This window comes from Mesorhizobium sp. M0626 (assembly GCF_040320665.1).
Taxonomy (GTDB): Bacteria; Pseudomonadota; Alphaproteobacteria; order Rhizobiales; family Rhizobiaceae; genus Mesorhizobium.
Genome location: NZ_JAMYQD010000007.1, coordinates 46,122 through 69,443 on the forward strand (window position 1 = coordinate 46,122; position 23,322 = coordinate 69,443).

The 23,322-nt window shown below is 62.0% G+C and carries 22 protein-coding genes; 7 read left to right on the forward strand and 15 right to left on the reverse strand.

Annotated elements, in window-relative coordinates:
* Position 1: 1 nt before the first annotated feature.
* On the reverse strand, positions 2-661 hold the full coding sequence (locus tag NKI37_RS10295) for a L,D-transpeptidase (RefSeq protein ID WP_023682764.1): 660 nt from the start codon (positions 659-661) through the stop codon (positions 2-4).
* Positions 662-1,671: 1,010 nt separating this feature from the next.
* Here NKI37_RS10295 and NKI37_RS10300 point away from each other — a divergent pair.
* On the forward strand, positions 1,672-1,836 hold the full coding sequence (locus NKI37_RS10300; RefSeq protein ID WP_023667766.1) for a hypothetical protein: 165 nt from the start codon (positions 1,672-1,674) through the stop codon (positions 1,834-1,836).
* A gap of 199 nt (positions 1,837-2,035) precedes the next feature.
* Here the strand turns inward: NKI37_RS10300 and NKI37_RS10305 are convergent, their stop codons facing one another.
* Positions 2,036-2,635, reverse strand: coding sequence for an EF-hand domain-containing protein (locus NKI37_RS10305; RefSeq protein ID WP_023692304.1), 600 nt, complete (start codon positions 2,633-2,635; stop codon positions 2,036-2,038).
* A gap of 416 nt (positions 2,636-3,051) precedes the next feature.
* Between NKI37_RS10305 and NKI37_RS10310 the strand changes: the two genes are divergently transcribed.
* A complete protein-coding gene (locus NKI37_RS10310) occupies positions 3,052-3,519 on the forward strand; it encodes a hypothetical protein (protein WP_023667769.1) in 468 nt (155 codons plus the stop codon).
* Between the two features lie 282 nt (positions 3,520-3,801).
* On the opposite strand, the gene NKI37_RS10315 is transcribed toward NKI37_RS10310, so the two are convergent.
* Positions 3,802-4,059 (reverse strand): hypothetical protein, encoded by a 258-nt coding sequence (locus NKI37_RS10315; RefSeq protein WP_245260390.1) that lies wholly within the window; start codon positions 4,057-4,059, stop codon positions 3,802-3,804.
* Between the two features lie 1,124 nt (positions 4,060-5,183).
* Here NKI37_RS10315 and NKI37_RS10320 point away from each other — a divergent pair.
* Positions 5,184-5,408 (forward strand): hypothetical protein, encoded by a 225-nt coding sequence (locus NKI37_RS10320; protein ID WP_155922421.1) that lies wholly within the window; start codon positions 5,184-5,186, stop codon positions 5,406-5,408.
* A 256-nt stretch (positions 5,409-5,664) separates the two neighbouring features.
* Here the strand turns inward: NKI37_RS10320 and NKI37_RS10325 are convergent, their stop codons facing one another.
* The 3 genes from NKI37_RS10325 to NKI37_RS10335 form a co-directional block, all read right to left on the reverse strand.
* A complete protein-coding gene (locus tag NKI37_RS10325; protein WP_023667774.1) occupies positions 5,665-6,213 on the reverse strand; it encodes a hypothetical protein in 549 nt (182 codons plus the stop codon).
* Positions 6,214-6,223: 10 nt separating this feature from the next.
* Positions 6,224-7,399, reverse strand: a complete 1,176-nt coding sequence (locus tag NKI37_RS10330) for a zinc-dependent alcohol dehydrogenase (RefSeq protein ID WP_023667775.1) — start codon at positions 7,397-7,399, stop codon at positions 6,224-6,226.
* Positions 7,400-7,926: 527 nt separating this feature from the next.
* Positions 7,927-8,556 carry a TetR/AcrR family transcriptional regulator gene (locus NKI37_RS10335; protein ID WP_023667776.1) on the reverse strand — a complete coding sequence of 210 codons (630 nt, stop codon included), beginning with the start codon at positions 8,554-8,556 and terminating at the stop codon, positions 7,927-7,929.
* Between the two features lie 129 nt (positions 8,557-8,685).
* On the opposite strand from NKI37_RS10335, the gene NKI37_RS10340 reads away from it, so the two are divergent.
* Positions 8,686-9,582: an NAD(P)/FAD-dependent oxidoreductase gene (locus NKI37_RS10340; protein WP_023667777.1), complete on the forward strand. Its 897-nt coding sequence runs from the start codon at positions 8,686-8,688 to the stop codon at positions 9,580-9,582.
* A gap of 333 nt (positions 9,583-9,915) precedes the next feature.
* Here NKI37_RS10340 and NKI37_RS10345 read toward each other — a convergent pair whose 3' ends face one another.
* From NKI37_RS10345 to NKI37_RS10355, 3 genes are read right to left on the reverse strand one after another with little or no spacing between them, the layout of a single operon-like run.
* A complete protein-coding gene (locus tag NKI37_RS10345) occupies positions 9,916-10,698 on the reverse strand; it encodes an alpha/beta hydrolase (protein WP_245261811.1) in 783 nt (260 codons plus the stop codon).
* Between the two features lie 41 nt (positions 10,699-10,739).
* A complete protein-coding gene (locus tag NKI37_RS10350; RefSeq protein WP_245261818.1) occupies positions 10,740-12,188 on the reverse strand; it encodes an NAD-dependent succinate-semialdehyde dehydrogenase in 1,449 nt (482 codons plus the stop codon).
* Positions 12,189-12,248: 60 nt separating this feature from the next.
* A complete protein-coding gene (locus NKI37_RS10355) occupies positions 12,249-13,478 on the reverse strand; it encodes an iron-containing alcohol dehydrogenase (protein WP_023735696.1) in 1,230 nt (409 codons plus the stop codon).
* Between the two features lie 172 nt (positions 13,479-13,650).
* Here NKI37_RS10355 and NKI37_RS10360 point away from each other — a divergent pair, with 172 nt between their 5' ends.
* On the forward strand, positions 13,651-14,349 hold the full coding sequence (locus tag NKI37_RS10360; RefSeq protein WP_352787527.1) for a GntR family transcriptional regulator: 699 nt from the start codon (positions 13,651-13,653) through the stop codon (positions 14,347-14,349).
* Between the two features lie 156 nt (positions 14,350-14,505).
* Entirely contained in the window at positions 14,506-15,099 is a 594-nt protein-coding gene (locus tag NKI37_RS10365; RefSeq protein ID WP_023682750.1) for a DJ-1/PfpI family protein, read from the forward strand.
* A 270-nt stretch (positions 15,100-15,369) separates the two neighbouring features.
* Here NKI37_RS10365 and NKI37_RS10370 read toward each other — a convergent pair whose 3' ends face one another.
* The 4 genes from NKI37_RS10370 to NKI37_RS10385 form a co-directional block, all read right to left on the reverse strand.
* The gene (locus NKI37_RS10370; RefSeq protein ID WP_023682749.1) at positions 15,370-16,002 is read right to left on the reverse strand and encodes a class I SAM-dependent methyltransferase; all 633 of its coding nucleotides are present in this window, start codon (positions 16,000-16,002) and stop codon (positions 15,370-15,372) included.
* 137 nt (positions 16,003-16,139) lie between these two features.
* On the reverse strand, positions 16,140-16,739 hold the full coding sequence (locus tag NKI37_RS10375) for an NADPH-dependent F420 reductase (protein WP_023695174.1): 600 nt from the start codon (positions 16,737-16,739) through the stop codon (positions 16,140-16,142).
* 32 nt (positions 16,740-16,771) lie between these two features.
* The gene (locus tag NKI37_RS10380) at positions 16,772-17,524 is read right to left on the reverse strand and encodes an SDR family NAD(P)-dependent oxidoreductase (RefSeq protein ID WP_352460193.1); all 753 of its coding nucleotides are present in this window, start codon (positions 17,522-17,524) and stop codon (positions 16,772-16,774) included.
* Positions 17,525-17,574: 50 nt separating this feature from the next.
* Complete coding sequence (locus NKI37_RS10385; RefSeq protein WP_023699875.1) at positions 17,575-18,309, reverse strand: SDR family NAD(P)-dependent oxidoreductase; 735 nt, start codon at positions 18,307-18,309, stop codon at positions 17,575-17,577.
* Positions 18,310-18,538: 229 nt separating this feature from the next.
* Here NKI37_RS10385 and NKI37_RS10390 point away from each other — a divergent pair, with 229 nt between their 5' ends.
* Positions 18,539-19,435 (forward strand): LysR family transcriptional regulator, encoded by an 897-nt coding sequence (locus NKI37_RS10390; protein ID WP_023699874.1) that lies wholly within the window; start codon positions 18,539-18,541, stop codon positions 19,433-19,435.
* Positions 19,436-19,568: 133 nt separating this feature from the next.
* Here the strand turns inward: NKI37_RS10390 and NKI37_RS10395 are convergent, their stop codons facing one another.
* Positions 19,569-21,161, reverse strand: coding sequence for an indolepyruvate oxidoreductase subunit beta family protein (locus NKI37_RS10395; protein ID WP_352787530.1), 1,593 nt, complete (start codon positions 21,159-21,161; stop codon positions 19,569-19,571).
* Positions 21,154-23,307 (reverse strand): thiamine pyrophosphate-dependent enzyme, encoded by a 2,154-nt coding sequence (locus NKI37_RS10400; RefSeq protein ID WP_352787533.1) that lies wholly within the window; start codon positions 23,305-23,307, stop codon positions 21,154-21,156. The genes NKI37_RS10395 and NKI37_RS10400 overlap by 8 nt, the downstream gene beginning before the upstream one ends.
* Positions 23,308-23,322: the final 15 nt, after the last annotated feature.

Consider the following 23,322-nt stretch of genomic DNA (forward strand, 5'->3'; position numbering starts at 1 on the left):
ATCATTCGACAGTGGTGGAAGCGGGCGCCTGGTCGGCGATGTGCGGCAGGACCTCCACCGCGGTGCCGATCGGGCACCGCTGGTAGAGGTCGATGATGTCTTCGGGGAACATGCGGATGCAGCCGCTGGAAGCGTCGGTGCCGATGCTCCATGGCTCCAGCGTGCCATGCAGGCGGTAGCCGATGTCGGCGCCGTCGCGGTACAGATAGAGCGCGCGCGGCCCGAGCGGATTGTTGGACGCGCCGCCTGCGATCATGGGCGGTAAGTCCGGTTTGCGCTCACGCATTTCGGGGGGCGGGACCCATTGCGGCCACAGCGCGCGGCGATCAATCGTCGCGCGGCCGTACCATTTGAAGCCTTCCTTGCCGACGCCGACGCCGTAGCGGATGGCAGTCTTGTTTTCCATGATGAGGTAGAGGAAGTGGTGGCGGGTGTCGACCACGACGGTGCCGACCGGCTCGCTGCTGAAATACTTGACGATCTGGCGATGCCATCTCTTGTCGATCTTGGCGAAGTTGGTCTTGCGATAGACGAAATCGTTATCGCTGGCGGTACCGGCGAAAAAGGATTTTGCCCCCGCGGCTTGAACAATATTGCTGGTTCCACCGACCGCGACCAGCGCCAGACCGCCGAGCACGACACCCCTGCGTGATAAAACCATCGGCAATCCCCCATGCCTTAAGCCTGGCGAACCATAGTTGAGAATGATTTCCGCTCAAAGTGGAAAAATGCTGCAGTGGGTGGGCCGCAAGCGGTCTGTCCGCTTGACGGCAAAATAGCAACTGCCCGCCGGCTCACGCCGGCGAGCTTTTTTGTGCGGACGGGAACATCCTCGCTCCAAGGGTGTTCTGTCACACCCGGCTCGTTCTTCATCGGTCGTGCCGGTGACCAAGATGTCCCCTCATTCATCATGGTCGGCCCGCGCAGCCTTGACCGCACGCGCGGGCCATCCCATCACAAGGCCCGCTGGCTCACGCTGGCGGGTTTTTCCGCGTCCATGCGCCGACACTCATCTTCGCATGCCTGTCACAACGAGCCAGGCGGATTCCAGTATCCGCACGCGGCGAGGAGGACTTGCGACATGCCTCGCTGCGGGATTTTCGCGATGAGTCTACCTGGCTCCCGCTGAACGCCATGGCCTGACCACCGGGCGCGTTGGACGACCTTCAAGTCAAAAAAGCCCGCGGCAATCGCACCTTAGGCGAAGAGGCTTTGCTTTGTTGATGCAGTTGTCATCGCATCAATCGTGGGTAGCAACGCGGTTGTTGCGTGTTGTTGGAGAGATGGGGTTTCCCGAAAAGAATGAACATGCGCAGACAAAAGAAGCGAGCAGGATGGCCGTGAGTACATCTGCCAAATATCTATTACCTCATATGCGCTCGCTCCTCGGAAGGCGATCCCGCCACCCTCTCGACAGTGAAGATGGCGGGATCTCAACCGGCGACAAGGGACTTCGATCGACGGTGGGTTTCCAATTCGGCGTCCGGCTGCGTGTTCCGCCGTTCGGGCTTCTTCCAACCGCAATCAGACGTAAGTCCTATCCCATAAGACTGATGCCAAATTCGGAACATCCGCTGAAGCATTGCGTTCGGCAGCGTGAAACCCCAAGGCAAAGGATGACTAATCATGTCGAATTGCGAGACTGCAAAATCACATTCGTTAGGAAATCGCGTGGCTGATCTCACAGCCAAGATGCGTGAAGCGCAGATTGACGCGGGTGAAATGATGGCCTTCCACAAGGTTGCAACTATGTTGGAGGACAGCCAAGGACGTATCAATGGCGACGACTTGATCGCCGCATCCTTCGTTCTGCTGGAAGACCGAGCGCCCGAGTGACCTTGCGTTGGTCGGCTTCGATCGTTCCTCGATCAGCAATGCGAAGCCTTTTTTGTCACGGCTGGCGTCTCGCGGGACTGCGGGAATAGCTCAAGCCTAAAGGGTGCTGGCCGGGCGGCTAACAGCCAAGAGACACCGCTTCGGGATCGGCCGCCACGCGCCCGCTTTGTCCGAGGGAGGGCATTCCCTTTGAAGACAGCTACGGCGTGTCCTCGCTATCAGTGCCATGCATGCTGGAGCCATGCATGAAGGACTGGATCTCGTCCGCATCGATCTTGCCATCACCATTCTCGTCAATGCTACTGAACATCCTGCCCACCGCGCGTTGAACCTCGTCCTCGGACACCGATCCGTCGCCATCGGTGTCCAACAGCCCGAACATCAGTCGCATGCCGGCACCGCGCATCATCTGATGATGCCAGCGTCCAGCCATTCTGTGTCCACGATCGCGGTCACCGTGGTTCTGCCAACGGTCGCCATCTTCATCGTGGCGGTCAGCATCCTCGTTGCGATCGCCTTGATAGCTGCGACTATCTTCCTCGCGGAAACCTTCTTCGGAACCGCGATCCTGCTGCATTCTCTCCCGGACTGCTTGCTCAACCATCTGGCGGATCATTTCGCGTGTTGGTGCATCCGCTTGTCCGGTCGCATCCGGCAACTGTCCGGCGGCCGGCGGTTCGGTCGCCGGAGCGGGTGCAGGTGTGGAGGGGGATGGTGTTCCGCTTGTCTGGGCGAGCGCGGGGGAGGTCAGGACTACGAAAACGGCGGCCGCGGCCGTCGTGCTGTGCGGAAATCTCATGGCATGCTCCATCAGTGCCTTCGCTTGGAAGGCCAAACTGGAGCTCGATCTGATTGTTCCCCGAACGGGATCAGGTCACGGCGAAGTTACAGGGGCATGCCCCCCGTCCGAGGTAGATCAGGGTCTTCGTCAGGGAATAATTTCGGCTCTTCTTCCCTAGGCACAAGAGGAAGCCGGCACCCATTTTTGCGGGCAATGAACGTTGGACATTCGGCCTCGCCAATTTTCTGCCAGTCGATCATACCGACGCACCAACTCCCTCTGCGTCCTCTCCTTTCGTGGAACGGAAGCCGTTTCGACCGCACGGGTCAATCGCGAATCCCGCGTCCATATGCTGCGCGGCCATGATGCATATTTTTTATGTCACGGACCTCTGTCCGTCTGGACACGATGTTAGCCAGCGCTAAATCAGAGCAATGCGACGCCTCCTGCTGGGACTTACAGTTTTTCTCTTTTGGACCACGTTGCTTCAGGCCGAGGCGTGGCAGCCCTTCGGCGTCCGACAGCTTGGCTTTAGTTTCGATATTCCTCCGAATTTCGTCCTGACCCAGAATTCGGAGCAGGGCGCGGCTTTTCAGGGCCCAAGAGACGCGTTTCTGGTCGTTTGGGGCGCGCGACTGGGCAAAGCAAGTTTTCGCGCCGAGATCGAACATCGCATGATCGAGGACGAAAAGGCCGGTTGGCGACTGACCTATCGGCGCCTAGCCCCGAAATGGGCCAGCTACTCCGGGGTCAAGAATGGCGAGATTCGCTACGTCCGTGCAATTATGGTCTGCAACCAGCGTGCCGCGCTTTTCACAATGAATTATCGGAAATCCGAAAAGAAACCGTATGACCCTGTTGTTGTGCGCATGGTCCGGTCCCTGAGAGCGGAAGGATGTTAGCCAGCAAAGAGCGAGGTTGCCGTACTGTGCTTCCCTCGGCTAAGGGCCAGTGGTCAACCCGGCTCCCCAATAGCCTCGCCCAGTCACATGAAAGCAGGCACCGGCAGATATGCAGCCGAACGTTCTCACGCTGGCTCAGCCGCTCAAAGCCCATCACCGAAAAGCTGCTTAGTGCGGTCGCCAGCTAGAGCTACCACTGAGCCATTCCCGCTGCGGCTGGGTAGCGCCTCAGTTCCGTACGCGTTCATACCAAGAACGGGCGGGGCGAACGTCCTGATAGAGCTACGGCTGTAGAAGCGCGCCGCCAAACTGCGCCCACAAGCGCTCGCACTCTCTCGCCCTTAGGCTCGGGGTACCGGGCGCGCCATAGAAGACCATGGCGCCGCGAATGTCGTATCCAAGCACCGAGGCGTTGGCCACGAACTGGATGGCTCTTCCCAAGCTGGTGATGCCGATGTCGACCTCAGCTTTGTTGGTGAGGTCGACCACGCCTACTATTTCCGCATTGGCGCTCCTGCCCGCCAAAACGGCCGTCGACATCGCATCATGCACGGCAAGAAGCATTTCGGTGAGTTGCCCGGTGGAAGGGCTCTACAAACGCTTAAACGTCAGGTTTGTTCCCAACTGGCCCTGGCGGCTTTCCGACGACCAAGAATGCGACTGCGATTACGCGTATCAATAGAATCACTGCGAACAGGATTGCCATGATTTCCGCACTGTGTCGGATCACTCCGCGGCGAAGAAAACCCCGCAACATATCTCAGATAGCGGCGGGTGTTCGGCTGTAAGAACCAAACTGGGTCCCGCGGCCTCTCATGTGCGCGTAGGTGACATCGTCTGCTGGACCGAACGGTCAAGCCGAAGAGCCCAGTTCCTCTCGGCATCGAGCAGTTCATTCTGCTCAATCAAGCCGTTCATAAACAGCCTGAGTATATGCGCAGCTATGCGCTCTCCGTTCTGCGAAGCAAGAGGTAGGGCGCGCTCTTTGCAGACCGTGTGACAAACCTGGGCGAGCATCTCAATCTCGCTTGGCCCCAAAAACCGACCCGGATACAACATACCGTTTTCCTGTTGGAGAGTTGGAATGGCTATCCATTACGCAGGGTCACCGGCAGCCACAATCAACTATGATAGTGAGATGTCGAGTCCCGGTGGAAAAAACAGTGAAGTCCCAAAAGTGGTCGCGCTTGTCTCCGATTGACAGATGCCTCGACGCTACACCGACCATCGCTACCGCACCCGCTTCATCGACGCGGCTTTGCAAAGGCCTATGACCAGTTCGCTACCAGCTGCCGGACCGCCCAGGCGAGCATGCCGCCGGCCCTCCCGAAGCGCGATGTGGATGAGGCAGCCTTTTCCGTATACATCCAGTTGTTACGTTGCGCATCTGCTTCGGTTCGAAAACTCGCCGCGAGCCTGGCGTGCTCGCGTGTCCGGGCCGAAACAGCCCACATGTTGATAACGACATCGATGAGGCTGCCGCCGACCTCGTTGGCATAGGATGCTTCCCGGCATGGGCATCGACCAATGCCCCGGGCCGACCAGCACGAACCTGCGGGGGCTTTCCCGGAACAAAGCGTCGACGATCCGGTTCGGCAGGAAGCGGCCAAAATTCATGCCATCGGAGATGCCGAGGCAGATGACAGATGAAAGGGAAGCTGAAGATGACGAAGTCTCGCGACCGCACCGTTCCCGGCGACGGCAAGATCGAAACCGGCCCGAACACATCTCCGCAACAGGATCCGGCAGAGGGGTCGCGCGAGACAATCGATCGCGAACTCGAGCGGACAGACGACGATAATAATTCCGACGAAGCGGAACGCTTGCGCCGAGACCTGCGGAAAGGGGTGGCGGAAGAGACCGAGCTTCCCGAACGCGGCTCGGCCTGAGGATCGCCGGAACCTTGCCAAGGCAAGAGACATGGAAGGCTCGACGCCGGTCGGATCGCTGCTCGCTTCGTGCCTTTAACGCACCGGCCACACAACCCATGCGCGGCGGTGACCCAGGAGACGGCGAGAACGGCCGCGCGACGGTCCACTCTGTTCCAGCAAACTCGGCTCGCCGAGAGCTACCACCTCTGGCGTTAGGGCCTGACGAGATGCCACCTGTCCAGGTCGCATGGCGCCAGGGGTTCGGCAATCTCTATCAGGCTGCGCCGGCCTCCTGGCTGCGCTGCGAGCGGGCACGGTCGCGGGCTGCGGCAGTGCCTCCGGGAAAGCCGCTTCGATCGCTGTAGTCGCGTGGCTTGGTCCCGCTCCGAGAGTGGCGCGCGGTCACGCTTTTCGCAGCGATGATGTCGAGCAATGTGATGCCGGCGACCATGGCAAGCGCAAGGCCTACATTATCGCGCTTTGGGTTGCCAGGCCGATACGCTGTCAGCAATGTCGCGATATCCAGGCCGTCGCCGGCCACCCGGCTCCACAGCCCAGCTTGCTTGTCCACTGAAAGCGAGAGTATGCCGCTGCTTATTTCCCGCGCCCCATAAGCGCGGATCAGATCTTCCTTGCCGCGCATGCCGAGCGCGCCGGCAATCCGCTCGGCGCCAACCAGCTCGGCGACGCCAAGCGCGATGCTGAACCAGCCGAGCTTGCGGGCAAGGCCATCGGATGCCCCGACCGCACTCTGCCCAGTCTTCAGCACTTTGGGATCGCCAGGCGATCGGGTGATGTTGGTAAGTTTGGCAATCACGTTCATGACGATTTCCCTACGGTTTCAATACAACCTTGATGCAGCTGTCCTGCTTGTCGCGAAACACCTTGTACATCTCGGGTCCCTGCTCGAGCCCCACGGTATGGGTGATGACGAAGGATGGGTCGATCTGGCCATCTTCGATGCGGCGCAACAGATCCTCGGTCCAACGGTTGACATGGGTCTGCCCCATTCGGAAGGTGAGCCCCTTGTTCATTGCCTGTCCCATCGGAATCTTGTCGACCAGCCCGCTGTAGACGCCGGGGATCGAGATCACGCCGGCCGGCCGGCAGACATAGATCATCTCACGCAGAACGTGCGGTCGATCATTTTCCATCAGCATCAACTGCTTTGCGCGATCGTAGACGGTATCGGGCTGGGCCAGCGAGACGTGGCTTTCCATGCCGACGCAATCGATGCACTTCTCCGGGCCCTTTCCGCCGGTGAGTTCCCGCAGTCGTTCGACGACACTTTCCTCGGCGAAATTGATGGCGATGGCGCCGCCGGCCGCGGCCATGGAAAGCCGTTCCGGCAGGCAATCGATCGCCACCACCTGTTTCGCGCCGAGCAGCAGGGCGCTGCGTATGGCCATCTGCCCGACTGGGCCGCAGCCCCACACCGCAACCGTATCGTTGGGCTCAATGTCGCACTGTGCCGCCGCCTGCCATCCGGTAGGAAAAATATCGCCGAGGAAGAGAACCTGCTCGTCGGTAAGGCTGTCAGGCACCTTTACGTGCGTGGCATCGGCGAACGGCACACGCATGTATTCCGCCTGTCCCCCGGGATAGCCGCCGGTCAAATGAGTGTAGCCGAACAGACCCGCGGTGGTGTGCCCGAACACCTTGTCACCGAGATTCTTCTTGCGGTTTGTGCGTTCGCAAACCGAAAAGTTCTGTCGCTTGCACTGGTCGCACTCACCGCAGATTATGGTGAACGGCACGACGATGCGGTCTCCCTCCTTCAGAGCGCCGTTGACGCCCTTGCCGACCTCGACGACCTCTCCCATCATCTCGTGGCCCATGATGTCGCCGGGCAGCATGGCTGGCACATAGTTGTGGTAGAGGTGAAGGTCGGAGCCGCATATCGCACAACTCGTCACCTTGATGATCGCGTCACGTTCATCCTCAATTCCCGGGTCCGAAACCTGATCGCAGCGTATGTCTTCCTTGCCGTGCCAGACCAACGCTCGCATAGCTTGCTCCTATTTTCGCAAGATCTGTGGGTAGGGACCTCGCGCCTGTCCTAAGCGGGCCGATGCCTGGTTGGATCGACTGTGCCGCTGCTTGTCGAACCACAGGGGCGGACCGATGTTCCGGGAGCTCGAGAGAATTTTTGGGCCATTCCAGACCTGCACCTTGGAAGGATCTGTCGCGGGCACCAGCGGCCTTCCCAGGCGCGTCGGGGCACGAACCGCTGGAGCCCGAGCCACGAATGGACGTACTCAAGTGTACCAAAGAAGGTTCCGTCCGCAGGTGTCCTTCGCGGCGGCTGATACCCCATCTGCTCGATTCTCGCGGGCCATAACCGGCATTCTCTTCCTCGCCCGCACAGGGTCGGCCGAAGCAGCGCTGTGACCGGAGCAGGTAGGAGATGCCGCTCACCGGCGGGCGCGCAGTCCGACCCCGACGCGATCGACATGAGGTGGATGGGCGCCATCGCGACGGCGGCTCTAGCGGAGTATTTCGCAGAAATACAATGATTAGCGGGCAGGGCAGAGTGCTAGCCGTGCGCAGCGATGAACATGGCGACGGCCGACCGGCAATAGGATTCGATTTCGTTGTCGTCCGCCGCTCTCGCCTGATCGAAGCGTGCGATAATCAAAAGATCGGATCCTTTGAAAAGCGCGGCAAACAAGCGGGCGGACCGGAGAGGATCGGGCACGTTCAGAACCGCCTTCGCGTGCAACTGACGCAACAGGACCTCGATTTGGGCGATGACATGGGCGGGGCCGGCTTCGAAATGGAGCTTGCTTAACGACCTTGGATTCGTCTGGTCGGCCATGACCATGGCTTCGACACTGCGGACGTCTGATCTCAACAGCGTGCGAAGCAGGGACGATCCCACCGCCATGAGCTGATCTTCGACCGAACCGCCGACGCCTTCAAGAAGGGCCTGTGGCGCAAACAACTGATGGCAGCCGGCCGCCATCGCCGCGCTGAACAGCGCCTCCTTGTTCTCGAAGTGCCGATAGATGCTGAGTTTGGATATCTTCGCCCGCTGGGCGACCTTGTCCAATGTGGTCGCTTGGAAACCCAATTCCACAAAGAGTTCGGACGCAGCGTCGAGTATCGTTTGGCCAAGCGCCTCGTTGGCGGGCCGGCCGCGCCGGCCCTGGCTATTTTCGGTCACGACAATTCCAGTCCTTGACAGTATCCTAATTCTTGGATTACGATACCATGTAGTTTCTGAAATGCGCAAGCCGATGGGTAGGTTTCAACCAGGTCCAACCAGCCCCTCATCCACAACACGGAGCCCATTATGGATGACGTCATCATCATCGGCGGCAGCTTTGCCGGTCTCGCCGGTGCCCTGCAACTCGGCCGTGCCCGCCGTAAGGTCACCGTTCTCGATACCGGCCTGCCGCGCAACCGCTTCGCCGGCCACTCGCATGGCCTGCTCGGCCACGATCACAAGCCACCGCTGGACATCCTGGCCGAGGCGCGGCGGCAGCTGGCGCGCTATCCCACGATCAAGCTGGTCAATGCCCGGGCCGACAGCCTGTCCGGCGCCATCGACGATTTCTCCGTCCTCACTGGCGATGGCGGAAGCCTCGGCGCGCGCCGCCTGATCCTGAGCTATGGCGTCGCCGACCAGATGCCTGATGTTCCGGGCTTTGCCGAAGGTTGGGGCACGTCCATCGTGCCCTGCCCCTATTGCGACGGCTTTGAAGTCGCCGGCCAGCATTGGGGCCTCGTCTGGTCCGGCCCACAGTCGATGAATCAGGTCAGGCTGTTCCACGATTGGACCGACAGGTTGACGGTCTTTGCCGATGGTCACGACATTCCGCCCGATATCCGGGCCGGTCTGGCGCGCCGCAACATACCTGTCGTCGACGGCCGGATCAGCGAGATCGCCCATCACGGGGGGCATAACGCCACCGTCAAGCTCGATACCGGCCCCAAGGTCGCGGTCGACATCCTGTTCGCGCATCCGCGCAACAAGCCGTCCGCAAGCCTGCATGAATCACTGGGCCTCGCCACGGTCGATACGCCCCTCGGCGTAATCCTCAAGGTCGACGAGCGCCGCGAAACCAGCATGCCCGGCATCTACGCCGCGGGCGACCTCGCCAACCCCCTCACGCCGCCATCGGTCACCCTGGCAATATCGCACGGCGCGATGGCGGGCATCTTCGCCCAGCAGTCGATGCTGGTGTGAGAGCGCAGATTCCCTTCTCCGGGGTGCCGCGGGCTATCGTATTCTGAAGGTTGCGGGCCGGTGTTGCGGAACGTCGGCCCGCTCTCCCCTGAGGGGCGTCTTTGGCCGGCCAGCCTTGAGAACTCAACTGGGCTGCCTGCATGACGGCGATCGCCGACATCGGTTATCAAGCTCAATCACGCTGGAAAGCATGAACCACGTCGACGTCGACATCGCCGGCGGGCTTACGGTATGGGGACCGGTGGCGGAAGATTCGCCACCGCGGTCGGCACCTCGATGCTGCGACGCTACTGCGAAGAACGGTCGCGCCCAGCAGCGCTTCTGGCGGAAGTCTCAGGCGGCCACGACGCGGGCCAGCAGTGACGCGGCCTCGGTACCAGCCAAGCCAAGGTCACGGACGCTGCTCATGTGATTGGCCCCACCAAGGGTGATGCGCGAAACAGTCAGTCCCTGTGTGTCAAGGTGGTCCGTGAAGAGTGCGGCCTGGCTGTGGAACGGCGACGTTTCATCGGCGCCGACCGAGATATCTACGCCCACGGATGGATCGAAACTGTGGTCGATCGGCGAGAATCGGCGGGCCTCCTCGTCGGTGATCGCGATCTCGGCGCCAAGGAACGACATCTGCAATGGCTTCAGGTCGTAAAGGCCGCCAAGCAGCAGCGCAGCTTTGATGCCGGAAGGCCGCTCGTCACCGTCGAAAAGCATTGTTGCCAGATGCGCACCGGCGGAATGACCGCTAACGGTCAGCAGGCCGGGATTGCCGCCATGGTGTGCGACATTGTCAAATACCCATCGCTTGGCGCGGCGCACCTGGTCGACGATCCTGGCCATCCGGACGGTAGGCATCAGCGCGTAGTCGACAATGACCGCGATCGCACCTGCGTTCGTAACGGTCTCGGCGACGTAGGAATAGTCGCGCTTGGAGAACATGCGCCAATAGCCCCCGTGGATGAACATGTGCACCGGCAGGCGGTCCCGTTTGCCCTCGGGAAAGAACAGATCCATGGTTTCGGTGGCGTCAGCCCCGTAGGCGACATCGGCGACCATGGGAACGTTCGCCCTGGTCTCCTCGCTTCTGCGAACGATCTCGGCGACGATGTCGTCGAACTCGACCACATGATCGCGAATGCGAAACGGATCTTTGGCGGGATGTCCGCTCACAGGGTCACGGCGATGTACTTCGCCTCCATGAACTCGGCAACGCCATGCTTCTGGCCACCTTCGCGGCCCAGCCCGCTCTGCTTGACACCTCCGAAAGGCGCCGCCGGATCCGACATCAGGCCGCGGTTGAGCGCGATCATGCCGGACTCGATCTTCGATGCCACGCGCATCCCCCAGGCCAGGTCGCGCGTATAGATGTAGGCAGCGAGACCGTATTCGGTGTCATTGGCTTTGGCGATGACATCCGCCTCGCTGTCGAAGCGCATGATCGGCGCCACCGGACCGAATATCTCCTCGTGGAGCATGGCGGCGTCGGCCGGCACGTCCTTGAGCACCGTTGGCGGATAGAAAAAGCCTCTGCCTTCAGATACGCCGCCGCCACACAGGATTTTGGCGCCGCGGGCAACGGCGTCCTGCACAAGCCGGTCGATCTTGTGCACAGCCTTCCTGGTGATCATCGGCCCGCATTCTGTGTCTGAGTCTGTGCCCGGGCCCAGGTTGAGTGCCGCCATGCGTTTGGTCAAGCCTTCCGCGAAAGCATCATGGATGCCGGCCTGGACGTAAAGCCGGTTGGCGGCCGTGCAGGCTTCGCCGGCGTTGCGCATCTTGGCAACCATCGCACCGTCGAGGGCTGCTTCCAGGTCGGCGTCGTCGAAGACGATGAAGGGTGCGTTGCCGCCAAGCTCCATGGAACAGGAAATGACGTGCTTTGCGGCTTCGGCCAGCAGCACGCGCCCGACGCCGGTCGAGCCGGTGAAGGACAGCTTTCGCACGCGCGGATCGGCCAGCATGGCCGCCGTCACCGGTCCGGGGGTCGAGGTCGTCAGGACGTTGACGACGCCGGGCGGCACGCCGGCTTCCTCGTAGAGCGCCGCAAGCGCATAGGCCGTCAGCGGTGTCTCGCTGGCGGGCTTCAGGACCACCGTACAGCCGGCCGCCAGCGCCGGAGCGATTTTACGTGTCGCCATGGCGGCTGGGAAATTCCATGGTGTGATGAGCACGCAAATGCCGATGGGCTGGTAGTCGACAATGATCCGGTTCGCGCCCGAGGGCGCAAGGCCGAACTCGCCGTTGATGCGGACCGCTTCCTCGGCGTTCCAGCGAAAGAACTCCGCCGCATAGGCGACTTCGCCGCGCGCATCGCGCAGCGCCTTGCCGTTCTCCAGCGAGATCAGCGCGGCCAACGTCTCCGCCCGTTCCGTCATCAGTTCGAAGCAGCGTCGCAGGATTTCCGATCGCCTGCGTGGCGGGGTCTCGCGCCAGCCGGCCGCCGCCTTCGCGGCAGCGTCGACGGCGGCGGCGGCATCAGTGAGCGTTGCATCGGGAACCGCAGCGATCACGGCTTCAGTCGAGGGATCGACCACTTCGATCACGCGGCCCTCCGATGAGGGCCGCCAGCGTCCGCCAATGTAGAGACCGTGCGAGACCGTGGCGTAGTCGAACATATCTTGATCCTCGTCGGATATGCCTGCGGCGATGTTCATTTTGGATGAGCTCCTGGTCGATCACATCGTGGTGGCGGACATGTCGCCGTCATAAGCAGCCCTGACCAGCTGTCGCATCGCGGTAAGGTCGAACGGGCGGGGATTGTTCTTGATCAACCGGTCGATGCCCAGCGCCTGCTCGGCCGTCCAGTCGATCTTGTCTTCGGGAAGACCCAGTTCGGCCAATGTCGGTGTGATGCCGATGGCGCCAAACAGCCGGCTCACCTCACGGATGGTGGCGTGCGCCAAGGCATCGGCGTCGCCGCCGCCCTGATGGGAAAGGCCGAGAGCAGTGCCGACTTCCGCAATCTCCGCGGCTGCTGCGGCCAGATTGTAGGTCATCACGTAGGGCAGCATGGTGGCGACCCCCAGGCCATGCGGGGTGTGGGTAAGCGCGCCAACGGGATACTGCACCGCATGGGCGGCGGCCGTTCCCGCCGTACCGAAGGCGCAACCGGCGGCCAGCGCTCCCATCATGACGTCGGCGCGCGCATCCTCGTCCGATCCGTCGCGATATGCCTTTTCCAGACTGCGGCCGAGCAGCCTGATGGCCAGAAGCGCGAAATGATCGGTCAGAGCGCTCTTGCCGATGAACACGTGCTGTTGCGGCAAATGAGGGTCGGCGCCGCGTTTGGCCGCTGTGAAGGCCTCGATTGCGTGCGTCAGCGCGTCGGCGCCGGCGATCGCCGTCAAGGACGGTGGACAGGTCACCGTCAGATCCGGATCGCAAAGCGCCACTGCCGCGATGAGATGCGGACTGGCGATACCCACTTTCAGCGTCCGATCCGGGTCGGAGATCACGGCGACGGGGGTCACCTCGGAGCCTGTTCCAGCCGTCGTCGGCACTGCGATTACCGGAAGGGTAGGGCCGGGTACCTTGAACTCGCCATAGTAGTCCTCGAGCTTGCCGCCATGGCTGAGCAGAAGTGCAGCGCATTTGGCCATGTCGAGGCAGCTGCCGCCCCCGATGCCGATCACCATGTCCGGCTTGAAATCTTTCGCTTGCGCAATGCAGGCGGCGACGCTGTCGCGCGGCACATCCGGCAGCGTTCGGTCGAAGACCAACGTCTCGATCGCCGCGTTGTGCAAGCCAGCGAGAATCTCGGCGAACTGCGACGTCGCCGCGAAGCGCTCATCGGTACAGACGAACGCGCGGCGCCCATATTTGGCGGCGATGGCAGGCAGGACATGGCGCTGGCCTTTGCCGAACAGAATCTCGCTCGGCAGGCGCGCCGCTGCAAACAAGCTCATGCACAAGATCCTGCGAAGACGGGTTGGAAGCCGACAGGCTTGGCTTCGTGCCAGAGGCCGACCTCGGCGCTGCAGGTCATGATCATGCGATATCCTCATAAAATCGTATAGGATATAGGATTGAGTTTCGCGGAGCATCATGTTAGTGGGTGGTTCTGTCAAGAGGCAAACGATGCAGAACACGGACCTGACGGTTGACAATGAAGCCCGTGCGACCGGTCGTATTCAGCGCGCCAACAGTCTGGCTGGCGACGTTTACGAAGCAATCTTCGCGCAGCTCATGTCTTTGAGGATTGCTCCGGGATCGCGCATCACCGTCGACAATCTCGTCAAGGAATTCAACGTCTCGCATACCCCCATTCGTGAAGCGCTTGGCAGGCTGGAGGGGGAAGGGCTGGTTCTGAAAACCCACCTGATCGGCTATCGCGCCGCCCCGCAAATCACCCGCCGGCGCTTCGACGAGCTTTACGAGCTGCGTCTATTGCTTGAACCTGCCGCCGCGGCCAAAGCCACCGCAACAATGGACGGCGAGCGCCTTGCCGCGCTGCAGGAGACGGCCGGCGTCATGGCTCGGCGGGTGGGGAAAGACGAACGCCTGCGCTATTCGAACTTCGCCCGTCAGGATGCGATCTTCCACGACAAGATCGTCGAGTTCGCCCAGAACGAACTCATTCGCGAGACGCTGAATCACCAGCATACCCACTTCCATATCTTCCGCCTGATGTATCACTCCAGGGTGACCGAAGAGGCGCTCGACGAGCACGAGGCTATTCTCGCTGCCTTTGCCGGGGGCGATCCGGACGCCGCCGAAAAAGCCATGCGTGCGCACATCGAAAATTCGCGGGACAGGCTCCTGCCTGCGTTCGAGTAGCCTGGCGATGTCTTGTCCGAGGCACCCTCAAGCGCGGCGCGCCGCTGTTCGCCCAGCCTGCCGCCTACGAATTGTACTCCCCGTTCTGAGCCGATTTCGATACCGGAAGGAGGCGCGCAGTGCACCTCGCCCCTGAAACAAACCGAGAGGAAAGACATGCCAGCCAAAAAAATCCTGATGCTGACCGGTGATTTCACCGAGGAGTATGAAATCTTCGTCTATCAGCAGGCGATGGAAGCGGTGGGACACACCGTTCATGTCGTGTGCCCCGACAAAAGCGCCGGAGACATGATCAAGACGTCGCTGCACGATTTCGAGGGCGATCAGACGTACACCGAAAAGCCCGGCCACAATGCGCTGATCAACAAGACCTTTGCCGACGCCGAGAAGCAGCTGAGCCAGTACGACGCTGTCTATTGCGCCGGCGGTCGTGGCCCCGAATACATCCGCACCGACAAGCGGATACAGGCAATGGTGCGCCATTTCCACGAGGCGAAAAAGCCGATCTTCACGATCTGCCATGGCGTCCAGATTCTGATCGCGGTCGACGGCGTCGTGCGCGGCAAGAAGGTGGCGGCGCTCGCCGCCTGCGAGCCGGAGGTGACGCTTGCCGGCGGCACCTATATCGATCTGTCTCCCACCGACGCCTATGTCGATGGGACCATGGTTTCAGCCAAAGGCTGGACCGCGCTTGCGGCGTTCATCCGTGAATGCCTGAAGGTGCTGGGAACGGAAATCCGCCATTCTTGAATCGTTTGTCCCGGCGCATCCCTGAGGGGATGCGCCGGCTCTCTCAACGGCGCGGGCACTCAGTCATGTCATCAGGTTCAGATCAGGAACCTGCGGCAGGTGTGCTCCAGAACCTTGTGCCATCATCACCTCGGACGCCTTCAAGCGCTGCCGCATCGCGTGCGTGCACCAGCGCGCCATCCTCGTTGACCTTTCCCAGCTTGACGGGTGCCAACCCGAGTTGATTGGCCCATTGGAGAGGTCGACATGAAAGTCGGCGCCCGGGAGCTGTCAGGGTTTCACGAACCGGAACGCGAAGCGATCGGTCTCGCCCTTGATCGCGGGATCGAACACCTTGGTCGAGTGCGGGTCATCCTTATTCACCAGCACGGTGCTTTCCGCGTCCAGTACGAAGCCGGCCGCCTCCACCTCCTCGCCGACGAATGCAGGGTCGATCCGATGCAGCGACCGGGTGTCGCTCGTGCCCGACCCAGCGGCGGCGGCGTGGTCGACGATGACGTAGGACCCACCGGGTTTCAGCCGCTTGTAGACAGCTCGATTGAAGTCGGCCGCCGTCGCACCCTTCTTCTGGACCAGGGCGGTGTGAAGATCGTGGTAAAACAGGTGCAGCCATAGGACATCCGCTGGCGGCGTGACCTCCGGCATCGCGACGAGATCCGCCGAGGCGGCTTCGACGTTCTCTCGGCCCGGCTCCTTCGCGAGCGTCCGCATGAGGCCGACCGGATCGTTCTTGAAGTGGGCGACTTCGGCCGGCACGAAGCTGTAGACCCGCCCCTCTGATCCGACGATGTCGGAGAAGAGGCGCGTCCAGTCTCCGTCGCCAGGGTAGACGTCGATCACGGTGGAGCCCGCCTCGATTCGTGCGAACCGGATTAACTCGGATACCTTGGATTGGTCGTACATCGAAATCTCCTTAGGAGTGGATATTCTTCTCGGTGCTCATAGTGATTTCTCCATTTTGCTCGGATCGGATCGCGCTTGATCCGATCCGAGTTCCGATCGAGTGCGTGGTTTCTTTGCCGGTGGGGACGTCGCGCTCGTCAGTCGAATTTGACCAAGTCCTTGAAGATCAGATGACCCCAGCTGTCTCCGCGCGCCTGGACCAGCAGGCCACCTTCCGACACCCCGCCAAGCTTGATCGGCGCGAAACCGAGATTTTCCGCAAGCTCCCCAGTCTGTGTTGCGGCAGCATCATCGTCGCTTGCCAAGAACACGACCCTCCGGCCACCATGTACGGCCGGATCCTGATCAAGCACCGGGGCGACCAGATGGTTGAAGCCCTTGACCAGTTTTGCGCCAGAGAAGGCCTGCGCGATGAACTTGGAAGAAGGTTGTCCTCCCAGTTCCTCAGGGGGCACGCCATAGGCATTGGTCACATCGATGATCGTCTTCCCCTGCCAGGTGGGGAGCGCCTTAGCAACATTCGGGTGCGCCTCGAAGCGGACAGCCAAAAAGATGATGTCCGCCTTGATGGCTTCCGCCAGTTTTTTGGGGATGATGGTGGGTCCGATCGCGGCCGCATCGGCGGCAAAGCTTTCCGGGTCGCGTGTGGTTGCAACGGAAACTTCGATGCCGTTTCGGGCAAACGCCTTGGCAAGGGCCCGTCCGATATTGCCGAATCCTACGATTGCATAGTTCATAGTAATTCTCCGATCTGGTGCTAATGCCGGGGTCAGACTTGCGCCATGCCTCCGTCGACGGCGAGATCCACGCCGGTGACGAAAGAACTTTCATCGGAGGCGAGGAACGTTACGGCAGCCGCGATTTCCTCTGGTTTGCCCCTGCGACCCATTGGGATCTGTGACGCAAACTGGGCGGCCGCTTGCTCGGCTTGCTCAGGGGTAAGGCCAGTCGTTGTCTCCAAGGCCGGCGTCTCGATTGGTCCCGGACTCATTGCATTGACGCGGATTTTGCGGTCTTTGAATTCCAGTGTCCAAGCGCGCGCGAAGTTGCGTACAGCCGCCTTGCTCGTGGCGTAGGTACTAAACCCTGGAAGCCCCAACACGTTCGACACTGAAGAATTCAGGATGATCGAACCGCCGTCTTTGAACAGGGGAAGGGCCTTCTGCACCGTAAAGAACAGACCCTTCACGTTCACATCGAAGGTCTGATCAAAATGTGCCTCGGTAGCGACGGCGAGCGGTGCGATCGTCCCCGCGCCGGCGTTGGCGAAGAGAATGTCGATATGACCATGTTTCACCTTCACGACGGCATAGAGGCGATCCAGATCTTCCAGGAGCGACACGTCACCCACGACCGTCGTAACGTTTTTCATGATGAAGGCTGCGGCCTCCTTCAACTCCTTCTCTCTTCGCCCGGTAATCACGACGTGCGCTCCTTCTTCTACGAAGCGCTTGGCTGTGGCCAATCCGATCCCGCTGCTTCCGCCCGTGATGACTGCGATCTTGCCTTCGAGTTTTTTCATAATTCTTTGTCTTTCGTTGCGCACGGGCCAGGTACGGACCGCGCTGGGGGTCAGAGTTGAGCCAGGCCGCCGTCGACGGCGACCTCGCTGGCAGTCATGAAGCTGCTGTCCGGCGACGCGAGAAAGGCGGCCACGGCCCCGATCTCCGCCGGATCGGCCATGCGCTGGAGCGGAGTCATCGCGCCGTAGGCCTTCTGGCCTTCCTCGCCCAACGCCTCCTTCGCGAGTTCGGTCGCCGTCGCCCCGGGCGACAACACGTTTACCCGGATGCCGGTGCCCTTCAGGTCCTCCGCCCAGGTCCGCGCCAGGTTGCGCACTGCCGCCTTGCTCGCGCTATAGGCAGTGAACCCCGGAGCGCCCGTGGTGCCGGCGCTCGACCCGGTCAGGATGATCGAACCGCCCTGGCTCATCAGCGGCAGCGCCTTCTGGACCGTGAAGATCGTACCCTTCACATTGGTGTCGAAGGTTTCGTCAATGTGCCTGGCGGTGATCTGGCCGAGCGGAAGCGGGCTTCCCGCCCCGGCATTGGCGAAGACGATGTCGAGGCTTCCGCGCTCGGCCTTCACCGCAGCGTAGAGTCGGTCGAGGTCGGCCTCATCCGAGACCGAGCCCATAACCGCGCGGGCATTAGGCCCAAGGTCAGCCACGGCGGCGTCGAGCGCTTCCTGCCGGCGGCCGAAGATGAAGACGAAGGCGCCCTCCTCGATAAAGCGCTTGGCTGCGGCGCGGCCGATGCCCGTAGCGCCGCCGGTTATCACAGCGGTCTTTCCATTCAGTCTGTTCATGTCATGCATCCTTCGTTTCGCCGTCTCGTGTCTTTGGCTATACGGGAAAGTCCCGCGAGAGCCTCAAGATGGGTTCGCCGAAGTCGGGCGGTGAGTGCGCAATCGCGCACATCGCTGGTGCGAAAACGATCCAATAGATGATTGAACGCCACGATGACCGCACGAACTTACGGCTGATCGTGTTAGTATGGGCTTTTGCAAGCCGCACTGCGCTGCGCAGGAATGCACCATGATCGACTGGGATGACGTCCGCTACTTTCTTGCCGCCGCGCGCGGCGGCTCGGTGCGTGCTGCCGCCGCGCACCTCGGTGTGAACCACTCGACCGTGCTGCGACGCATCGCTCAGCTCGAGGAACGCCTCGGGGCGCAGATGTTCGAAAAGCTGCCTTCCGGCTACCGCCTGACGGCTGCGGGCGAAGAGGTCCTCGATCTCGCGACCCAGATGGAAGCGTCGTCGCACCAGCTGGAGACGCGCGTCTTCGGTCGTGACCAGAGCGCGCGCGGACTTTTGCGGGTGACGCTTCCACCGTTCCTCGCCACACACCTGCTCATGTCGGATCTCGCCGACTTCGCGCGTTTGCATCGCGACATCGAGATGGAAATCTTGTCGTCCGGTGAGCTGGCAAATCTGACCAACCGAGAGGCCGACGTCGCGATCCGCATTGTCGCCGACCGCAAGACCCTGCCGCTCAATCTTCACGGCCTGAAGGGACCGGAGCTGTTCAGCGGCGTCTACATGTCTCGCGATCGACTAGCCGCGTGGCGTGCGGGCACGCTTGATCCCATCCGATGGATAGGCATAGACAATCATGGAATTCCGGACTGGGCGCGCGAGGGAGAAGTTCACGTCACGGGAGTACCGTTCAGGACACCTGACGCCGAGACGCAGATCATCGCGGCGCACCAGGGGATTGGGATAACGAAACTGCCGTGCTTCGTCGGAGATACCGACCCCCTGCTGGTGAGGGTGCCGGGGATCGACGTGCCCATGCATGGGACACTCTGGCTTCTCACGCAAGGCGAGACACGCAAGACGAAGCGGGTGCGGCTCTTCACAGAGTTCGTATCCCGCAGGCTCGCCGCGTACGCTCCGCTTCTCTCGGGGCTGTCCATATCGCGCGACTGACGCCCGGCAGATCCGCCGGCAACGCTTCCCGCAATCCGGGTGGAAGCCGAGCTGCGATCGCTTGAAGCGGCGTGTTCAATCCGCGAATCCAGTGGGAGTAGGGAAACGGCGGCAGTAGCGTAGAGGTACCAGCCTAAGCTCGACCTCTTCCCACACCATGATCAGACAACGATGCCACCGTCTTCAGCGCGCCATCGAGCATGTCGCCTTTCTCGTCTTTCAGCGCAGCTTCGCGCAACCGCCTGATCCAGTCGGCAGCGTCATCGCGGCTCCTGACCAGATCGAGCGCCGACAGCACGCGATCGAATTTGGACTGGGCGCGGAGGTGGGTGTCGCTGTAGCCCTTGATCAGCCGGCGGCAGTTCAAGATTTCGACGGCGAGCGCGTAGTCCTGAGGCGCGTGGCTGAGCGCCAGCGCATACCAGCGCTCCAGATGCGCCGTCTCGACCTTGTGGCGCAACAGGCGCCGCCGCCAGCGGCGCAGGCCGCCAATCAACCAGAGGACCGCAAAGCCGGCAAAGCTGTCGGTGCGGATGCGCCGGCCGCGATTGATGCGCCGGTCGAGAAAGCCGGCAAGTTTCGGCCGGTTCTCGATGTAGCTGCCAAACCCCGCCGGCAAGGTGCCGCAGAACTCCTCGATGCGCGGATGGAAATATTCGGTCACTTGCAGGATGGAGCCGTCCTTGACGCCCACCTCCTTGCGCACCCGCCGGTCACGCGTCGAACGTGTCTTGAGATCGGCGACGCGGATCATGTCGTCGTAGCACAGCGCGTTGGCCAGATGCTTGGCGGCAGCGATGGACAATGCATGGGCATGGCCGGGATCATCAAGCGCAACGGCCTTGTCCAACCGGTCGAGATAGTCGCGGCCATAGGCGATGTCCTGGTAGTCGACGACCTTTCTCAGGCCCCGAAGCGCCATGTCGCGCACCGCCGCGGGCATCAGGTCGATGCGGGCGGCCAGCGCCTGCCAACCCTGCAGCAGGTTCTGCGGACCGCTCACGCGCCCTGCACCCGGAGCGGGGTCGACCGTGGCCGGTTCTGCCGGCTGTGGCGCGGGGGCCGTCGTACCGCGCGCGCGGTCGTAGGCGACGGCGAAGGCAGCGAGGCTGGCTTTCGCGCCCCGGCCGCCGGCGCCGATCGCTTGCTCATAGCTTTCACGCGTGAACGGCAATGCGTCGGAGCCGGCCAGCGCGCCAAGCAGACTGGCCGAGATCATCGAGCCATTGTCGGCGGCGATCTTTTCCATGTCGAAGGCGATGAAGCGTTTCGATGCAGCTTCCGCCGTCGCGCGTACCTTGGAAGACGAGGCCCGGCCGTCACCCGGCTCGATCTTTTCCGACACCGCGGCGATACGGTGCGAGGAGGTGATCAGCGTGGTGCGATCGGGCGTGACGAAGCCCCTGATGATGGCGCGGCCGGCTTCCATCAGCTCGGCGGCGATCAATATGTCGACATCGCCTTGCGAAGGCGACAGGGCAAAGACCGGCAGCCGGCCGGTGTCGCGGGCCATCTCGACGTAATAGATCGTAGCGCCGGTGCGCTGGGCGACGCCGGCGACCGAGGTCGATTGCGCGACATAGGAATTGCGCTCGGCGACATCGGTGATCCAGTCGGCGAGCACGCCTCCGCCCTGGCCGCCGACCGCGAGCAAAGCGAGCTTGATCACCGGCTCGGTATCGGCGGCACCGGATTTCGGACGCAAGGGCGAAGCCTGGTCAAGCATCGGCGAACGTCAACCTGCGGCTCTCGCGGCGGCGCTGCATCAGGCCGATGGTGGCGCGACGTGCAGATTCGAGGAAGCGGTCCCAGCGGCTCGGATTGTGCACGACATCGGCGCGGTAGAAAGAAGGGCACAGAACGGCAGCGTCCGCCACCTCGCCGCAATTGCCGCAGCCGACGCAGCTCTGGTCGATCGATGCCACCGGATCGTCACGCAAGGGATCGTCGAGCGATTTCACCGACAGCGACGGGCAGCCGGACAGCCGCATGCAGGCGTGGTCGCCGGTGCAGATGTCCTCGTCGACGCCGAATTTCGGCTTGACGACACGGGTTCCGCCCTTGATCGCCTTGTCGACCAGCGGCTTTTCGCGGCGCTGGCGGTTGAGCATGCATTCGGACGAGGCGACGATGACCTTTGGTCCCTTTTCCTCCGTCGTCAGCGCCTCGCGCAGCGTGTCCTGCATCTTGCCGACATCGTAGGTGCGGTCGATGTGGCGCAGCCATTTGACGCCCATGCCCTTCACCGCCTCGGTGATCGGATGCTTGGTCGACTTGGTCTTGTTGCCCGCACGCGACGACAGGATGTCCTGCCCACCGGTGGCGGCGGAGTAAAAATTGTCGACGATGACGATGACGCCGTCATTCTTGTTGAACACCGCGTTGCCGATCGAGGAGGTCAGGCCGTTGTGCCAGAAGCCGCCATCGCCGACGAAGGAGATCGACCTCCGTTTGGCGTCGGGCGAATTGAAGGCTGAAGCCGAGGCCGGCCCGAGCCCGTAACCCATGGTGGTGGCGCCAAGCTCGAAGGGCGGCATGATCGAGAACAAATGGCAGCCGATGTCGGAGGCGATGTGGTGCTTGCCGAGTTCCTGCTCGACCAGCTTTGTCGCGGCAAAGATCGGCCGCTCCGGGCAACCGATGCAGAAGCCCGGCGGACGGCCCGGCACGACATTGATCAGGTCGGCGGTGTCGACGCCGTCGCCGACCTTGTTGGGCGCGCGCACCTCGCCCGGCAAGAGATGCGAGGCCTCGGCGCGCAGGAAGGCGCCGATGCCGTCGAGCATGACCTGGCCGGTATATTCGCCGGCCATCGGCAGATACTCCTTGCCGACCAGCCTGGTACCGCGCCCGGCCTTGTGCAGCATGGCGGCAAAGGCTTGCTCGATGTAGTTGGGCTGGCCCTCCTCGACCACGAGCACCGCCTGCTTGCCTTCGCAGAAAGACAGGAACTCATCGTCTATCAGGGGATAGACGGCGTTGAGAACGTAGAGCGGCACATCCGTCTCGCCATAGGTGTCGGCAAGGCCGAGCCGCTGCAAGGCGCGGATGACCGAATTGTACATGCCGCCCTGCATGACGATGCCGACCGAGCCATGGTCCGAACCGAAGAATTCGTTGATCTTATTCTTGGCGATGAACTCCACCGCCGCCGGCCAGCGCTTCTGCACCTTCTCCTTCTCGTGCAGGAAGGAGGCGGGCGGCAACACGATGCGGCCGGTGTCGCGGCGCGGCGCGTCGAGCGCATCGGCCACCGTCATCGGCGGGCGCTTGTTGTCCTTGGCGATGAAATGGCCATGCACATGGCAGCAGCGGATGCGCACCTGCAGCATCACCGGCGTGTTGGATGCCTCGGACAGCTCGAAACCATCCTCCACCGCCTTGACGATCGACGGCAAATTGGGGCGCGGGTCGAGTAGCCAGACCTGGCTCTTCATGGCGAAGGCATGGCTGCGCTCCTGCATGATCGAGGAGCCTTCGCCATAGTCTTCGCCGACGATGATCAGCGCGCCGCCGGTGACGCCGCCGGAGGCGAGGTTGGCCAGTGCGTCGGACGCGACATTGGTGCCGACGGTCGACTTGAAGGTCGCCGCACCGCGAATGGGGTAATGCACCGAGGCCGCCAGCATGGCGGTGGCGGTGGCTTCCGAGGCGCTCGCCTCGAAATGCACCCCGAGTTCGCCCAGAATCTCCTGTGCGTCGGCCAGCACGTCCATCAGATGGCTGATCGGCGCGCCCTGGTATCCGCCGACATAGCCGACGCCGCATTGCAGCAGCGCCTTGGTGATGGCGAGAATGCCTTCGCCCGCAAATTCCTCGCCGGCGCCGAGCCTGAGTTTTTCGACTTCCTTGGCAAAAGAGCGTTCGGCCATTTTTCCAACCTTCCG

Bases quoted from the DNA above. Each gene is read 5' to 3' on its own strand.
- NKI37_RS10295 (WP_023682764.1), bottom strand. From the start codon at position 661: ATGGTTTTATCACGCAGGGGTGTCGTGCTCGGCGGTCTGGCGCTGGTC.
- NKI37_RS10305 (WP_023692304.1), bottom strand. From the start codon at position 2,635: ATGAGATTTCCGCACAGCACGACGGCCGCGGCCGCCGTTTTCGTAGTC.
- NKI37_RS10310 (WP_023667769.1), top strand. From the start codon at position 3,052: ATGCGACGCCTCCTGCTGGGACTTACAGTTTTTCTCTTTTGGACCACG.
- NKI37_RS10315 (WP_245260390.1), bottom strand. From the start codon at position 4,059: ATGTCGACGGCCGTTTTGGCGGGCAGGAGCGCCAATGCGGAAATAGTA.
- NKI37_RS10320 (WP_155922421.1), top strand. From the start codon at position 5,184: ATGACGAAGTCTCGCGACCGCACCGTTCCCGGCGACGGCAAGATCGAA.
- NKI37_RS10325 (WP_023667774.1), bottom strand. From the start codon at position 6,213: ATGAACGTGATTGCCAAACTTACCAACATCACCCGATCGCCTGGCGAT.
- NKI37_RS10330 (WP_023667775.1), bottom strand. From the start codon at position 7,399: ATGCGAGCGTTGGTCTGGCACGGCAAGGAAGACATACGCTGCGATCAG.
- NKI37_RS10340 (WP_023667777.1), top strand. From the start codon at position 8,686: ATGGATGACGTCATCATCATCGGCGGCAGCTTTGCCGGTCTCGCCGGT.
- NKI37_RS10350 (WP_245261818.1), bottom strand. From the start codon at position 12,188: ATGTTCGACTACGCCACGGTCTCGCACGGTCTCTACATTGGCGGACGC.
- NKI37_RS10355 (WP_023735696.1), bottom strand. From the start codon at position 13,478: ATGAGCTTGTTTGCAGCGGCGCGCCTGCCGAGCGAGATTCTGTTCGGC.
- NKI37_RS10360 (WP_352787527.1), top strand. From the start codon at position 13,651: ATGCAGAACACGGACCTGACGGTTGACAATGAAGCCCGTGCGACCGGT.
- NKI37_RS10365 (WP_023682750.1), top strand. From the start codon at position 14,506: ATGCCAGCCAAAAAAATCCTGATGCTGACCGGTGATTTCACCGAGGAG.
- NKI37_RS10370 (WP_023682749.1), bottom strand. From the start codon at position 16,002: ATGTACGACCAATCCAAGGTATCCGAGTTAATCCGGTTCGCACGAATC.
- NKI37_RS10375 (WP_023695174.1), bottom strand. From the start codon at position 16,739: ATGAACTATGCAATCGTAGGATTCGGCAATATCGGACGGGCCCTTGCC.
- NKI37_RS10380 (WP_352460193.1), bottom strand. From the start codon at position 17,524: ATGAAAAAACTCGAAGGCAAGATCGCAGTCATCACGGGCGGAAGCAGC.
- NKI37_RS10385 (WP_023699875.1), bottom strand. From the start codon at position 18,309: ATGAACAGACTGAATGGAAAGACCGCTGTGATAACCGGCGGCGCTACG.
- NKI37_RS10390 (WP_023699874.1), top strand. From the start codon at position 18,539: ATGATCGACTGGGATGACGTCCGCTACTTTCTTGCCGCCGCGCGCGGC.
- NKI37_RS10395 (WP_352787530.1), bottom strand. From the start codon at position 21,161: ATGCTTGACCAGGCTTCGCCCTTGCGTCCGAAATCCGGTGCCGCCGAT.
- NKI37_RS10400 (WP_352787533.1), bottom strand. From the start codon at position 23,307: ATGGCCGAACGCTCTTTTGCCAAGGAAGTCGAAAAACTCAGGCTCGGC.